The following is a 13,974-nucleotide window of genomic DNA, read 5'->3' as shown; positions in this document are numbered from 1 at the left end:
GGCGAGAGGAGTGCCGTGCCTGCTCCGACCCTTCCGGCGTCCCCGGCGGCGCCGCCCGCGCACCGCGGAACCGTCCGGCTCACGGTCGTCCTGCTCTTCGCGGCCTGGCTGGTCGACTACGCCGACCGGCTCGTGATCAACCTCGTCCTGCCGTCCATCGGCGCCGAGTTCGACATCGACCGCACACAACAGGGCCTCGTCGTCTCCGCGTTCTTCCTGTCCTACGCCCTGTGCCAGATCCCCGGCGGCCTGCTCGCCGACCGCTTCGGCGGCCGACGGGTGACCCTCTGGGCCCTGCTGTCCTGGTCGGTCTTCACCGCCCTCACCGGGTTCGCCTGGTCCTTCGCGGTCCTGCTCGCGCTGCGCCTCGCCTTCGGCGCGGCCGAGGGCGTCTTCCCGCCCGCCTCCATGAAGGTCCTCGTCGAGCGCACCCGGCCCGAGGAACGCGGTGCCGCCAACGGCAAGGTGATGAGCTCCAACGCCCTGGCCGCCGTCCTCACACCGCTCGCCGTCGCCCCGCTCGTCGCCGCCTTCGGCTGGCGCTCGGCCTTCTGGTCCACCGCCGCCCTCGGCGTCCTCGCCCTGATCGCCGTACGCCTCCTGCTCCCGGCCCCGCTGCCCGGTACGCAAGAAGCCGGGGTCCCCCGCCCGCCGCTCCGCACCGTCCTGCGCAAGGGCGTCCTGTGGCGCTTCGCCCTGATGATGTTCGGCTACAACACCATCGTCTGGGGCCTCAACACCTGGGTCCCCTCGTACCTCTCCGAGGAGCACGGGGTCTCCCTCACCTCGGCCGGCGCCCTCGTCGCCGTCCCGGCGCTCGGCGCCGCCGTCGCCACCGTCCTCGGCGGGCGGCTCGCCGACCGGCTCGGCGGCCGGCACCGCGTGATCATCGTGCCCGGCATGGCCGTCGCCGCCGTCGCCCTGCTCCTCATGGCGAACACCCCGTCCCTCACCGGCTTCGTCGTCCTCGGCACGGTCGCCGTCTTCGCCGCCTCCCTCGCGTACATGCCGATCTTCGCCGTCCCCCTCGCCGGCCTCACCCCGGAGTACGTGGGCGTCGGCAGCGCCGTCGTCATCCTCGGCGGCCAGGTCGCCGGCATGGTCGCCCCGCCCGTCATGGGCGCGCTCGCCGACGCCTTCTCCTTCCAGGTCGCCTTCGGCTTCCTCGTCCTCGGCGCGGTGATCGCCGCCGTCATGGCCTGTCTGACCCCGCAGGACGCCGACGCCTTCCGCGCCGCCGCCGACCGCGCGCCCCGCCCCTCCCGCACCGCAAAGGAAACCGCCGCATGACCACCGACCTCGCACCCCTTCTCGCCGGACTCGACGCGCGCCTGCCCGCCCTGCGCGCCCTGTACGAGGACCTGCACGCCCACCCCGAGCTGTCGTTCCAGGAGTTCCGTACGGCCGGTGTCGTCGCCGAGCGGCTGCGCGCCCAGGGCTGGGAGGTCACCGAGGGCGTCGGCCGCACCGGCGTCGTCGGCGTCCTCGCCAACGGACCCGGCCCCGTCGTCCTGCTCCGCGCCGACATGGACGCCCTCCCCGTCAAGGAGGAGACCGGGCTCCCGTACGCCTCGACCGCCACCGGCACCGATCCCGACGGCAACGCCGTGCCCGTCATGCACGCCTGCGGGCACGACATGCACGTCACCTGCCTCCTCGGCGCCACCGGCCAGCTCGCCGGGCACCGGGACGCCTGGCACGGCACGGTCGTCGCCGTCTTCCAGCCCGCCGAGGAGGTCGGCGGTGCGCCCGTCATGATCGAGGACGGCTTCCTCGACCGCTTCCCGCGCGCCGAGGTCTGCCTCGCCCAGCACGTCGCCCCGGCCCCCGTCGGTTTCCTCGGCACCCGCCCGGGACCGGTGATGGCCGCCTCGGACAGCCTCCGCGTGACCCTCTTCGGGCGCGGCGGCCACGGCTCCACCCCCGAGACGGCCGTCGACCCGGTGGTGATGGCGGCGGCGGTCGTCCTGCGCCTGCAGACCGTGGTCTCCCGGGAGATCGGCGCCTCGCAGACGGCGGTCGTCACGGTCGGCTCGCTGCACGCCGGGACGAAGGAGAACATCATCCCGGAGACCGCCGAGCTCAAGGTCAACATCCGCTCGACCACCCCGGCCGTACGCGACCGGGTCCTCGCCGCCGTCGAGCGGATCGTCCGCGCGGAGGCCGCCGCCTCGGGCGCCCCCAAGGAACCCGAGATCGCCCCCATCAACGCCTTCCCCGTCACCGTGAACGAGCCGGAGGCGACGGCCCTCGTGCAGACGGCGCTCGCCGAAGTCCTCGGCGAGGGAAGGGTCTTCACCCTCCCGGCGGCCGTCACGGGCAGCGAGGACTTCGGCGTCTTCGGGACCGCGCTCGGCGTCCCGTCCGTCTTCTGGCACTTCGGCGGCGCCGACCCCGCGCTGTACGCGGGCATCGACCCCGACGCCCTGCTGGAGGACGGCCTCCCCGACACCGTCCCCGCCAACCACTCGCCGCACTTCGCCCCCGTCCCCGGCCCGACGATCCCCCTCGGCGTGACCGCCCTCCTCGCGGCCGCGGCGCCGTGGCTGATGAAGCGGTCGGTGTAGGGGCGGCTCAGCCGGTCGCCGTCCCGTACCGGGCGAGCAGGCGGGCCCGGCGGGACGGCTGGAGGTTCGCCCGGGTCACGTCCCCGTCGTAGTGGGCGAGGACCCGGGGGTCCATGACGCGGCGCCAGAGCGGCGGGACGTACGCGAGGACGATCATCCCCGCGTACCCCGTCGGCATCTCCGGGGCCTCGTCGAAGTGGCGCAGCGACTGGTAGCGCCGGGTGGGGTGCGCGTGGTGGTCGCTGTGCCGCTGGAGGTGGTAGAGGAAGACGTTCGAGGCGACGTTGTCGCTGTTCCAGCTGTGGCGCGGGGCGCAGCGCTCGTACCGGCCGCTCGCGGTGAGCTGCCGCTTGAGGCCGTAGTGCTCGGTGTAGTTGATGACTTCGAGCAGGCAGAAGCCGAAGACCGCCTGGCCCGCGAGGTACGGCAGGACTCCGGGACCGAAGGCGAGCGCGAGCCCCGCGAAGAGCGCGAACGACAGCGCCCAGGAGCCGAGGACCGTGTTGCGCGGGCTCCACACGGACCGGCCCCGGCGGGCGAGCCGGCGCTTCTCCAGGCGCCAGGCCGAGGTGAGGCTGCCGAGGACGGTCCGGGGCAGGAAGCGCCAGAAGCTCTCGCCGAGCCGGGCGCTCGCGGGGTCCTCCGGGGTGGCGACGCGGATGTGGTGGCCGTGGTTGTGCTCGACGTAGAAGTGGCCGTACCAGGTCTGGGCGAGCGCGATCCGGGAGAGCCTGCGCTCCAGTGCCTCCGTCTTGTGCCCCAGTTCGTGGGCGGTGTTGATGGCGATGCCGGCGACCCCGCCGAGGGTGCACGTCAGCCCGATCCGGTCCAGGAGGGCGAGGTCGCCCCGGGTGATCAGCCAGCAGCCGAGGACGAGACCCGCGTACTGGAGGGGGAGGTAGAGATAGGTGCACCAGCGGTAGTAGCGGTCCTGCTCCAGGTGGGCGAGCGCGCTGTCCGGCGGGTTGGCGGAGTCCTTGCCGATGAGGTGGTCGACGACCGGGAAGATCACGTACAGGACGAGGATCCCGGTCCACCAGAAGAGGCGGAGCCCGGTGGCGGCCACCAGACCCCAGGAGAGGAAGGGGAAGGCCGGGATGAGCAGGCCGAGCAGCCAGAGCAGGCGCTTGGGGTCGCGCCAGGCGGCGGGGGCTTCGGGGGAGTCGCTGTGCAGGGCCAAGACCGGCTCCTCGGAGAGGTGGACACTTCACCTGCGTTCTGTCCAGTTGATAGACGGATTCACTGCAAGGTGTCAATGCTCTGGACAGGGGCCGGTGGATAAAGTGGGGGCACGATGACACGTTTCCGTGAGAGTGTTCGGTCCCTCCTGCGCGAGCAGGTGCTCGACGCCGCCTACCGGCTCGTCGCCGCCGACGGCTGGGGCGGGCTCCGCATGGCCGCCATCGCGCGGGCCGCCGGCATCAGCCGCCAGACGCTCTACAACGAGTTCGGCTCGAAGGAGGCCATCGGCAACGCCCTGGTCCAGCGAGAGCTGGAGGGCTTCCTCCTCGGCATCCAGCGTGAACTCGACGCCCATCGGGGCGAGTTGGAGGCGGCAGCGGCGGCGGGCGTCGGCTACACGCTGCAGCAGGCCGTGGACAACCCGCTCATCAAGAGCGTCCTGCTCGCCGCGCGCGGCGGCGAGGACGATCTCCTGGCCTATCTCACCACGCGCCCGGAGCCGGTCTTCGGCACGGCGATGGCGATGCTCGACGCGTACGCGATCGAGGCCTGGCCCGACGTCGACGAGGAGTCCCGCGGCCTCGCCGTCGAGACGATCGTGCGGCTCACCGTCAGCCACATCGTCCAGCCGGTGGCCGCGCCGGAGGAGTCGGCGCGGCGCATCGCCAGGATCACGGCACGGATCGCCTACCCGGGCGGCCGCGCCTGAGGCGAGCTCCGCGAGGAAAGGGCGAGGCCCGCTGACGGACACGGGGGATCTCCGGCAGCGGGCCTCTGTTGAATATTGTACGAGATCGTTTGGGGTGGTTCTCCCCGGGGCGGCGGCGGTGGCGAAGGGCGGGTGCGCGGGGTACATCTCCCCTGAGGCGCGGACACGGCCCGCCCGGGGCCGGACACCCTCGACCGCGTCGCCCGAGCCGACGAGGAGGCCGCCGTGGATGGCAGAAGCAAGGGGTTCGTGCAGTCCTTCAACCGTCTCGGCGGGTACGGCTTCGTCGTCCCCGTGGGCTCCGAGGAGCAGGTCTACTTCAGCGCCGAGGACATCGAGAGCGAGGAGCGGACGGTCTCCGAGGGGCAGCAGGTCTCCTTCGTCCTGGTCCTCGGCGACGGCCGCTTCGAGGCGAAGGAGCTGCGCGTCTGACGTCGACGGGCGTCCCGGGGCGCGGCGGCCGGCCGGTGGTACTGTGCCGAGGCCAGTCGCACCTTTGTACGCACCTGAACGGGTACGTCCACGGGTCAGGGAATCCGGTGCGAGACCGGAACTGACGCGCAGCGGTGAGGGCGACGGGCGGAGCATCGGCCACTGGGCGGCACGACGGGCCCGGGAAGGCGCTCCGTCCGGCTGACCCCGAGTCCGAAGACCTGCTGGCGGCCCCGGCGGCACGCCGCCGACCGGGGAGCACCGTACGACAGGCTCCGCGTATGAGCCGTGGACGCAGAGGAAGTTCCCCGTGCCCCTCGGACACCCCGTCCGCTCCGCCGTGCTCGCCCTGGTCGGCGTCCTGGTCCTCACCGCGACGGTGACCGGATGCGGCGGTTGGACCGCCGCGCCGGCCGGGAAGGGAACGGCCCCGGAGCGCGGCTACCCCGTCACCTTCGACGACAACTGCGGACGGCCGGTCCGCGTCGACCGCGCCCCGCGCCGGGCCGTCGCCCTCGACCAGGGGGCGGCGGAGATCATGCTCTCGCTCGGCCTCGCCGACCGCATGGTGGGCACCGCCACCTGGACCGACCCGGTGCTCAAGGGCCTGGAGAAGGAGAACGCGAAGGTCCCGCGCCTCGCCGACCGCTACCCCTCCTTCGAGAAGGTCCTCGACACCGAACCCGACTTCGCGGCCGCCTCGTTCGCGTACACCCTCGGCAAGGGCGGGGTCGCGCCCCGCGAACGCTTCGAGCAGCTCGGCGTCCCCACCTACCTCTCGCCCACCGACTGCGTCGGCAAGGACAACAGCGGCGACGGCGACGGCGTCCGCACCCGCCCCCTCACCATGGAGACCGTCTACGGCGAGATCCGCGACCTGGCCCGGGTGTTCGGCGTCCCCGAGCGCGGCGAGAAGCTCGTCGCCGGACTCGAGGACCGGGTCGCGAAGGCCACGGCGGCCGCCGACTTCACCGACGCCACCGTCCTCTACTGGTACTCCGACGCCAAGGCGCCCTACATGGCGGGCTGTTGCGGGGCGCCCGGGATCGTCACGAACGCCCTCGGCGCGAAGAACGTCTTCGACGACACCCGCGAGGAGTGGCCCCAGGTCAACTGGGAGACCGTCGCGGACCGTGACCCCGACGTCCTCGTGATCGGCGACCTCACCCGCCGCGCGCAGTCCGCCGAGAGCGCGGCGAAGAAGATCGAGTTCCTGGAGTCCGACCCCGTCACCCGGAACATGACGGCCGTGAAGCACAAGCGGTACGTCCTGCTCAGCGGGCAGGCGATGAACCCCACCCTCCGCACGGTGGAGGGCGTCGAGAAGGTGGCGGCCGCGCTCCGCTCGTACGGTCTGGCGAAGTGAGCACCACCCGGCGGGAGGTCACGTCCGCCACGGCGCTCCTGTGGACGACGGCCGGACTCGTGCTGCTCGGCCTGTCCGTCGCCGTGGCCGTCACCGTCGGACCGGCGGACATAGGCGTCGGCGAGGCCGGTTCCGTGATCGCCGCCCACCTCGGCGGCGGAGTCTCCGAACTCCCGCCGATCCGCGACGGGATCGTCTGGGACCTGCGGCTGCCCCGCACCCTCCTCGCCGCCGTCTGCGGCGCCGGACTCGCCGTCTGCGGGGCGGTGATGCAGTCGCTCCTGCGCAACCCGCTGGCCGACCCCTTCGTCCTCGGCGTCTCCTCCGGAGCGTCGACCGGCGCGGTCGCGGTCGTCGTCCTCGGCATCGGCGGCGGGGTCCTCTCCGTCACCGGCGGGGCGTTCCTGGGGGCGGTGGTCTCCTTCGCGCTCGTCCTGCTGCTCAGCCACACCCTCGGCGGCTCCACGGACCGGGTGGTCCTCGCGGGCGTCGCCGCGATGCAGCTCTTCTCCGCCCTGACCTCCTTCGTCGTCATGACCGCCGCCGACGCCGAGACCACCCGGGGCGTGCTCTTCTGGCTGCTCGGCTCGCTCGCCGGGGCCGGCTGGAGCGAGGTGTGGCTGTGCCTCGCCGTCCTCGCGGCGGCCCTGCTGATCTGCGGCGGGTACGCGAGGACCCTGGACGCCTTCGCCTTCGGCGAGGAGGCCGCCGCCTCGCTCGGCGTCGCCGTCGCGCGGACCCGGCTCGTCCTGCTGTGCGTCACCGCCCTCCTGACGGCCGCTCTGGTCTCCGCCGCCGGCGCGATCGGCTTCGTCGGCCTCGTCCTGCCGCACGCCGCCCGCGCGCTCGCCGGCCCCGGACACGCCCGCCTCCTGCCGGTCACCGCCCTGGCCGGAGCGGTGTTCCTCGTCTGGGCCGACACGCTCGCCCGCACGGTCCTCGACCCCCAGGAGGTGCCGGTGGGCGTGGTGACCTCGCTGATCGGCGTACCGGCCTTCGTGCTCGTGCTGTACCGCACGAGGAGCGGCCGATGACCACGACCGCCGACAGGGGAACGGAGACCGGCGAGGGGCTCCGCGCCGAACGGGTCTCGCGCACGGCCGGCGGCACCCTCGTCCTCGACGGGGTCAGCGTCTCCCTCGCCCCCGGCACCGTCACCGGGCTGCTCGGCCCCAACGGTTCGGGCAAGTCCACGCTGCTGCGCCTCCTCGCCGGCGTCCTCGCCCCCGACTCCGGGCTCGTCACCCTCGACGGCGACCCGCTGGGCGGGCTCGGCCGCCGCACGGTCGCCCGGCGCCTCGCCACGGTCGAGCAGCAGGCCGACACCCGGACCGACCTGACCGTCGCCGACGTCGTACGCCTCGGCCGCATCCCGCACCGCAGGGCCTGGACCCCGCCCTCGGCCGCGGACGAGACCGCCGTCCGCACCGCCCTCGAACGGACCGGGCTCACCGACCGCGCCCGGCAGCCCTGGCGCACCCTCTCCGGCGGCGAACGCCAGCGCGTCCAGATCGCCCGGGCCCTCGCCCAGGAACCGCGTGAACTCCTCCTCGACGAGCCCACGAACCACCTCGACATCCAGCACCAGCTCGACCTGCTCGCCCTCGTCGCCGGACTCCGCCTCACGGCCGTCGTCGCCCTGCACGACCTCAACCTCGCGGCGATGTACTGCGACCGGCTCGTGGTCCTCGCCCGCGGCCGGGTGGTGGCGGGCGGCCCACCGGAGGAGGTCCTCACCGAGGAGCTGATCGCCGAGGTCTACGGGGTCCGCAGCACCGTGACCCGGCCGGGACCCGACGGGCGCCCCCACATCCGCTTCCTGGGCACGGTGACCCCGCGCCCGAGTCCCCAGGGAGTGGCGCGCCCGCACGAGCGGTGAGGGCGCCGGGGCCCGGCCGGGCGTCCGGTCAGCGCGGGAGCCGCATCTCCAGACCGTCCAGGACCACGTCGAGGCCGTAGGCGAACTTGGCGTCCCGGATGGCGACCGGGTCGGCCGCCGCCTGGGCGGCGGCCTCGGCGTACGACTCGGCGAGGTGGTCGTGGTCGGCGGCCGCCTGCTGGGCGGCGGGCATGAGACGGGCGATGAACCCGGCCTCGGTCTCCCCGGAGCGGGCGACCGTGGTGAGCCAGGCGGCCTCCGTGGTGCTCATGCCGATGACGTACGACAGGAGGGTGTCGATCGCCCGGCTCGGCTCGGGGAACCCGGCGGCCGTGAACAGGGCGGCGAGTCGCTCCGAGTACGACATCAGGTTGGGGCCCAGATAGGCGAGGCCCGCCTGCCCGAGGGTCGACGAGAGCCAGGGGTGGCGCAGGGCCGTCGCGCGGAAGGCCTCGGCGGCCTCGGCGGCGGCGGCCCGCCAGGGGCTGCCCGCGGGCGGGACGGAAATCTCGCCGGCGACCTCGTCGACGGCGAGCTCCATCAGCTCGTCCTTGGTGGCGACATGGCGGTAGAGCGAGGTCGCCCCGGCGTTCAGACGGGCGCCGAGCTTGCGCATGCTGAGCGCCTCGATGCCGTCGGCGTCCAGCATGACGACCGTCTCGCGGACGATCGCGGCCCGGCTGAGCGCGGGCTGGTCGGGGGCGGACTGCTCGCGGGCCCATACGGACGGGACGGGGTTCGCCTTGGCGGCCATGGTCCTCCTGCCTTCTCTGCGTACGGCGTTCGCATTCAGCGTACAGGTCTCCGGGGTTGCGAACACTGTGCGCAGCTGCGTACAGTGTTCGCGTCGAGGCGCTCCGAGGGGAGCGAACGAAACCCGAGGGGGAACTCCCGATGGAAACCCGCAACCCACGCCGCTGGTGGATCCTGGTCGTGCTCTGCCTGAGCACCCTGGTCCTGGTCGTCGACAGCATGGCGCTCACCGTCGCCGTACCGTCCATGACCGAGGACATCGGGGCGAGCGCCCAGGACATCCAGTGGATCCTGGACTCCTACATCCTCGTGTTCGCGGGACTCCTGCTCACCTCGGGCAGCCTCGGTGACCGCTTCGGCCGCCGGAAGGTCATGGTGATCGGCCTGCTGCTGTTCGGCGCGGCCTCACTCGCCGCCACGGTCTGCACCAGCCCCGGCCAGGTCATCGCCGCCCGCGTCACGATGGGCGTCGGCGGCGCGCTGATCATGCCCTCGACGCTCTCCATCCTCATCACCGTCTTCGACGAGGACGAGCGGCCCCGCGCCATGGCCGCCTGGGGCTCCGTCTCCATGCTCGGCCTCGTCGGCAGCCCCGTCCTCGGCGGCGTCCTGATCGACCACTTCTCCTGGCACTCGATCTTCTTCATCAACGTCCCGGTCGTGGCCCTCGCCGTCCTCGCCGCCCTCACCCTCATGCCCGAGTCGAAGGGCCCCTGGCAGAAGCCCGACCCGCTCGGCGCGATCCTCTCCGCCGTCGGCATGACCGCGCTGATCTGGTGGATCATCGAGATCCCGCAGCACGGCGCCTTCGAGGGCCGCTCGCTCCTCACCCTGGCCGTCGCCGTCGTCACCCTCGCCGGCTTCGTGATCCGGGAGAACGTCACCCCCGAGCCGATGGTCCCGCTGGTCCTCTTCAAGCACCGCAACTTCAGCGGCGGTTCGCTCTCGCTGACCCTCGTGCAGATCGGCAACGGCGGACTGCTCCTCGTCCTCACCCAGTACCTGCAGTTCGTCCTCGGCTACTCGCCCGTCAAGGCCGGTCTCGCCTTCGTCCCGCTCGCCGTCGCCGCCCTCATCGGCAACGGCGCCGGCGCCGGCCTCGCCGCCAAGATCGGCAACCGGCTCCTGATCCTCGCCGGCATGCTCGTCATGGCCGCCTCCTTCGGGCTGCTCACCACCGTCGACGCCCACTCCGGCTTCACCGTCCCGGCCGTCGCCCTCGGCCTCCTCGGCCTCGGTGCCGGCCTCGCCATGCCGGCCGCCGTCGGCGCGCTGATGAGCACCATCCCCGCGGAGAAGGCCGGCGTCGGCTCGGCCCTCAACGACACCATCCAGCAGGCCGGCACCGCGCTCGGCATCGCCATCCTCGGCTCGCTCCTCACCAGCACCTTCTCCGCCTCGATGCCGGCCGACGCCCCCGCGCAGGCCAAGCAGTCGATCGGCGGCGCACTGGCCGCCGCCCAGGGCGACCCCGGACTGATCGCCGCCGCCCGGGACGCCTTCACCTCCTCGATGTCCACCACCTTCACCATCAGCGCCGTCGGAGTCCTCGCGGCGGCCGTCCTCGCCACTCTGGTGATGCGCGACACCAAGGCGGCCGCGCCGGCCGTCGAGGAGGCGGAGGAGGCGCTCGCCGCCTGACCCCGCCCGTACGACCGCGGAAGAGCCGGTGCCCCGGGGCGCCGGCTCTTCCCTCTGCCCCAGATGGATGCCTCTCGCACCGACCCTGGAGTGTTCGGCCGGATCACGGGTGCGCTTCCGGTCATAGTGCGGCCCATGAACCCCACCCCCCGCCCCACCCGCACACGGACCCGGTCCCGCAGAGCCCTGCTCTGCGCCGCGCTCCTCGCCCTCGCCGTCCAGACCGCCGCCGCCCCGGCACTCGCCTCGCGGCCAGAAGGCCCCAACGGCCCCGGTGGCCCCGGCGGCCCCGGGCACGGCGGCCGCGACTGCGTGCGGACCGAGCGGCCCCTCGACGGCAAGGCCCGCCGGATCCTGGACATCACCCGCAAGGCCAAGAGCGACCTCAAGCTCAAGTCCGTCGAACTGCGGGTCACCGTCGACGGCCGCGAGGTCGTCACCGACGCCCTCGGCGAGTCCATGACCGGCGTCCCCGCCGAGCCGGACATGCACTTCCGGGCCGGCTCCGTGGCCTTCGCCCACATCGGCACCGCCCTCCTCCAGCTCGTCGAGGAGGGCAGGGTCGATCTCGACGACACCGTGGAGCAGTGGCTGCCCACCGTGCCGAAGGCGGACCGGATCACCCTGCGGATGCTGGCCAGCAACACCACGGGCCTCCACGACTACGTCACCGACCCGGCCTTCCTCGCCGAACTGGTGCCGCACCCCTTCCGCCGGTGGACCCCGGCGCAGCTCCTCTCGTACCCCTACAGCCACTCCTTCTGGTACGAGCCGGGGACGAACTGGAGCTACTCCCACGCCAACTACCTCCTCCTCGCCACCGCGCTCGAGAAGATCACCGGCACCCGGATCGACCGGCTCGTGGAGGAACGCGTCACCGGCCCCCTCGGCATGCGCGACACCCGGAACAGCTTCACCCCCGACATCCCGCGCCCGGTCCTGCACGCCTTCACGTCCGACCGCGGCTTCTACGAGGAGTCCACCTTCTGGAACCCCTCGTGGACCACCGCGCCCGGCGCGGTCATCACCACCCACATCTGCGACCTGGCCACCTCGGCGCGGGCGATCGGCAGCGGCGAACTCCTCTCGTACCGCTCGTACCGCACGCTGCTCGACCCGGGCACCGTCGGCCTCGGCGGCGCGACCGCCACCTGCCCCGCCTCGATCTGCCTGAAGCAGACCGAGGCGAAGCACTTCGGGCTCGGCGTCATCGTCGTCAACGGGTGGGTGCTGCAGAACCCGTCGTTCTCCGGGTACGCGGCGATCCAGGCGTACCTCCCGTCGAAGGGGCTCGCCATCGCGGTCTCCGCGACGAAGACCCCGAACACCCCCGACGGCAACATGGCCGAGCTGGTCGCCGAGCGCATCGCGGCCGCACTCGCCCCGAACGACCCGCTGGCGATCACCTGATCCATCGTCAGGCTCGCGACGGGGTACGCACGGTCCCGGCAGCGGGTGCCTCCGCACCCTGCCGGGATCCGGCATGACGTGCGCCCGTGAGGCCCGGCTAGCGTGCCCGCGGCGCAGGGGGCGTCGGTGAAAGGGGGGGCGATGTTCGTGTTGGCCTGGGGGATGTTCGCGACGGTCTTCGGCTGGGTCATCGCGACGGATTTCCGCGGAGCGGCCCGCCGCATGCACGCCATGTCCAGCGCGTCCACGCCGACCGGCAGCGGGGCGCCGAGGCTGCCCGTCGGCTTCCTCCGTTTCGTGGCGGGGGTCTTCGCCCTGGCCGGCCCCGCCGTCCTGGTCGCCGGGGTCCTTCTTGTGCGGCGCGGGGCGGAGATGCCGGGCACGTTGCCCGCGCCGCCCCTCGGGTGGGTCGTGGTGGAGGCGCTCGCCGTCGTCTCCTTCCTGTGGGGCGCCTGGCGCAGCTCCGGCCGGCTGCGCCGTGAGTGGGGCGCCGGCAAGGGGGCGCGAAGGGCCGCCGCGGTCGGCTACTCGACGGGGGCCGTCGCCGCCGTCGTGACGCACAGCGCCGGCTGGGGGGCATGGATGATGACGAGCATGCTGGCCGGCGAACTGTGCTGGCTCTTCCTGCTCATGGAGGACGGACCCGGGCAGGGGGACTAGGGCTACGCGTCGCGGAAGCCGCGCGGTCGGAGGGTGCGTACGGCCGGCAGGTCGGCCAGGGTGTCCTCGAAGGCGCGGTGGTGGGGCATCAGCGGGCGCCAGGGGTGCGGCGGCAGCGGGTAGTCGTCGCGCAGGACGCCCGCCGGGAGCGCCCCGGTCGCGGGCAGCGGCGAGGTCTCGCCCGGGTGGGCGAGGTATGCCCAGACCCCGCTGTCCAGCGGCACGACGGCCCCTTCGTCGCCGGGCGGGCGCCAGGACGCGCCCGTGCGGGGGTGGCGGGGGACGAGCAGGACATCGGGGCGTGGCCGGGGCGTTCGGATCCCGGGACCGGCGAGCCCCACCGACCGGGTCCCTGGTCCTGCGGGGAGGTACCGGCCGACGGCGTGGCCGAGCAGCTCGGCGACGGGTCCGGCGGGGAGGGCCGCCGGGCGCCCTCCGGTGGCCACCGTCAGGTGGGCCAGCGCGACCCCGACCGCCGCCTCCCAGCGGCGGCTCCACGACCCGTCGGCCTCGACGGGCGGCACGCGGTGCTCGGCACGTTCCAGGTCGTCCCAGTCGGGCGGCGGCCCCGCGGGGACCCCCGAGGGGCGGCGTACGACCGCGGCGGGCTCCAGCCAGACCGTCTGCCACAGTCCGCAGTCGTCCATGCGGGTCGCCACGGCCCGCCCGCACCCCCGGCACGCCAGGTTGGGCCCGGCCCGGCCGTCCACGCCCCGGCAGTGGCCCTCGCACCTGTCGGGGATCAGGCCCATGGACCGGGAGTCGCCGGGGGCGAGGACGATCCACCGGATTTCGAACGGCCCCGGGCCGGCTCCGTCACGGCCCGGCACGTCCGCGGTTCCCCGGACACGGACGGCCCAGGACCCCCTCGCGTGCGGTCGTCGGCCGTGCCGCAGGCGTACGCGGGGCGTGTCGGGTTCCCGCCGGGCGGTGGGCAGGTGGTTACGTGGCCGCGGACCCCGAAGCCGACCGGAGGAGAACGCCATGCGGATCCACGTGACCAGTGTCTTCGTCGACGACCAGGACAAGGCGCTGAGCTTCTACACGGAGAAGCTGGGCTTCGTGAAGAAGACGGAGGTCCCCCTCGGCGACTACCGCTGGCTGACCGTCGTCTCGCCGGAGACCCCCGACGGCACGGAGCTGCTCCTGGAGCCCGACGCGCACCCCGCCGCGAAGGCGTACGCGCGCGCTCTCGTCGCGGACGGCATCCCGGCCACCTCGTTCGCCGTCGACGACATCCGTGCCGAGTACGAGCGGCTGAGCGCCCTCGGTGTCGTCTTCCTCCAGGAACCGACGGAGGCGGGCCCGGTCACCATCGCGGTCCTGGACGACACCTGCGGCAACCTCATCCAGCTCGTCCAGCTGCCCTGAGGCC

At 73.4% G+C, this 13,974-nt stretch carries 14 protein-coding genes and 1 riboswitch; of the genes, 11 read left to right on the top strand and 3 right to left on the bottom strand.

The window, feature by feature from the left end:
• Positions 1-15: 15 nt before the first annotated feature.
• Together ACF07V_RS35720 and ACF07V_RS35715 are read left to right on the top strand one after the other, a co-directional pair.
• Positions 16-1,290 (top strand): MFS transporter, encoded by a 1,275-nt coding sequence (locus ACF07V_RS35720; RefSeq protein WP_392159869.1) that lies wholly within the window; start codon positions 16-18, stop codon positions 1,288-1,290.
• Positions 1,287-2,567 (top strand): amidohydrolase, encoded by a 1,281-nt coding sequence (locus ACF07V_RS35715; protein ID WP_392159867.1) that lies wholly within the window; start codon positions 1,287-1,289, stop codon positions 2,565-2,567. Before ACF07V_RS35720 ends, ACF07V_RS35715 begins: the two co-directional genes overlap by 4 nt.
• Positions 2,568-2,574: 7 nt before the next feature.
• Here ACF07V_RS35715 and ACF07V_RS35710 read toward each other — a convergent pair whose 3' ends face one another.
• Complete coding sequence (locus tag ACF07V_RS35710; protein ID WP_392159865.1) at positions 2,575-3,747, bottom strand: alkane 1-monooxygenase; 1,173 nt, start codon at positions 3,745-3,747, stop codon at positions 2,575-2,577.
• Between the two features lie 114 nt (positions 3,748-3,861).
• On the opposite strand from ACF07V_RS35710, the gene ACF07V_RS35705 reads away from it, so the two are divergent.
• The 5 genes from ACF07V_RS35705 to ACF07V_RS35685 all read left to right on the top strand — a co-directional run bounded on the left by ACF07V_RS35705 (position 3,862) and on the right by ACF07V_RS35685 (position 8,135).
• A complete protein-coding gene (locus tag ACF07V_RS35705; protein ID WP_392159864.1) occupies positions 3,862-4,458 on the top strand; it encodes a TetR family transcriptional regulator in 597 nt (198 codons plus the stop codon).
• A gap of 225 nt (positions 4,459-4,683) precedes the next feature.
• A complete protein-coding gene (locus ACF07V_RS35700) occupies positions 4,684-4,890 on the top strand; it encodes a cold-shock protein (protein ID WP_392159863.1) in 207 nt (68 codons plus the stop codon).
• A 97-nt stretch (positions 4,891-4,987) separates the two neighbouring features.
• Positions 4,988-5,113: riboswitch (cobalamin riboswitch) on the top strand.
• A gap of 87 nt (positions 5,114-5,200) precedes the next feature.
• Entirely contained in the window at positions 5,201-6,256 is a 1,056-nt protein-coding gene (locus ACF07V_RS35695; RefSeq protein ID WP_392159861.1) for an ABC transporter substrate-binding protein, read from the top strand.
• Entirely contained in the window at positions 6,253-7,290 is a 1,038-nt protein-coding gene (locus ACF07V_RS35690; RefSeq protein WP_392159859.1) for a FecCD family ABC transporter permease, read from the top strand. Before ACF07V_RS35695 ends, ACF07V_RS35690 begins: the two co-directional genes overlap by 4 nt.
• Entirely contained in the window at positions 7,287-8,135 is an 849-nt protein-coding gene (locus ACF07V_RS35685; protein ID WP_392159857.1) for an ABC transporter ATP-binding protein, read from the top strand. Before ACF07V_RS35690 ends, ACF07V_RS35685 begins: the two co-directional genes overlap by 4 nt.
• 28 nt (positions 8,136-8,163) lie before the next feature.
• Here the strand turns inward: ACF07V_RS35685 and ACF07V_RS35680 are convergent, their stop codons facing one another.
• A complete protein-coding gene (locus ACF07V_RS35680) occupies positions 8,164-8,889 on the bottom strand; it encodes a TetR/AcrR family transcriptional regulator (RefSeq protein ID WP_392159855.1) in 726 nt (241 codons plus the stop codon).
• Between the two features lie 140 nt (positions 8,890-9,029).
• Between ACF07V_RS35680 and ACF07V_RS35675 the strand changes: the two genes are divergently transcribed.
• The 3 genes from ACF07V_RS35675 (at position 9,030) to ACF07V_RS35665 (ending at position 12,599) form a co-directional block, all read left to right on the top strand.
• Positions 9,030-10,529 carry an MFS transporter gene (locus ACF07V_RS35675; RefSeq protein ID WP_392159853.1) on the top strand — a complete coding sequence of 500 codons (1,500 nt, stop codon included), beginning with the start codon at positions 9,030-9,032 and terminating at the stop codon, positions 10,527-10,529.
• Positions 10,530-10,664: 135 nt separating this feature from the next.
• Positions 10,665-11,939, top strand: coding sequence for a serine hydrolase domain-containing protein (locus ACF07V_RS35670; RefSeq protein WP_392159851.1), 1,275 nt, complete (start codon positions 10,665-10,667; stop codon positions 11,937-11,939).
• Positions 11,940-12,080: 141 nt separating this feature from the next.
• A complete protein-coding gene (locus tag ACF07V_RS35665; RefSeq protein ID WP_392159849.1) occupies positions 12,081-12,599 on the top strand; it encodes a hypothetical protein in 519 nt (172 codons plus the stop codon).
• Between the two features lie 2 nt (positions 12,600-12,601).
• Here ACF07V_RS35665 and ACF07V_RS35660 read toward each other — a convergent pair whose 3' ends face one another.
• Complete coding sequence (locus ACF07V_RS35660; RefSeq protein ID WP_392159847.1) at positions 12,602-13,429, bottom strand: hypothetical protein; 828 nt, start codon at positions 13,427-13,429, stop codon at positions 12,602-12,604.
• 154 nt (positions 13,430-13,583) lie between these two features.
• Between ACF07V_RS35660 and ACF07V_RS35655 the strand changes: the two genes are divergently transcribed.
• Positions 13,584-13,970, top strand: a complete 387-nt coding sequence (locus ACF07V_RS35655; RefSeq protein ID WP_392159845.1) for a VOC family protein — start codon at positions 13,584-13,586, stop codon at positions 13,968-13,970.
• The last annotated feature ends 4 nt before the right edge of the window (positions 13,971-13,974 follow it).

Source organism: Streptomyces sp. NPDC015661 (genome assembly GCF_043077765.1).
In the GTDB taxonomy this organism is placed as follows: Bacteria; Actinomycetota; Actinomycetes; order Streptomycetales; family Streptomycetaceae; genus Streptomyces.
The sequence above is the reverse complement of the archived record's forward strand: the minus strand, read 5'-3'. Positions and strand labels throughout refer to the sequence as shown.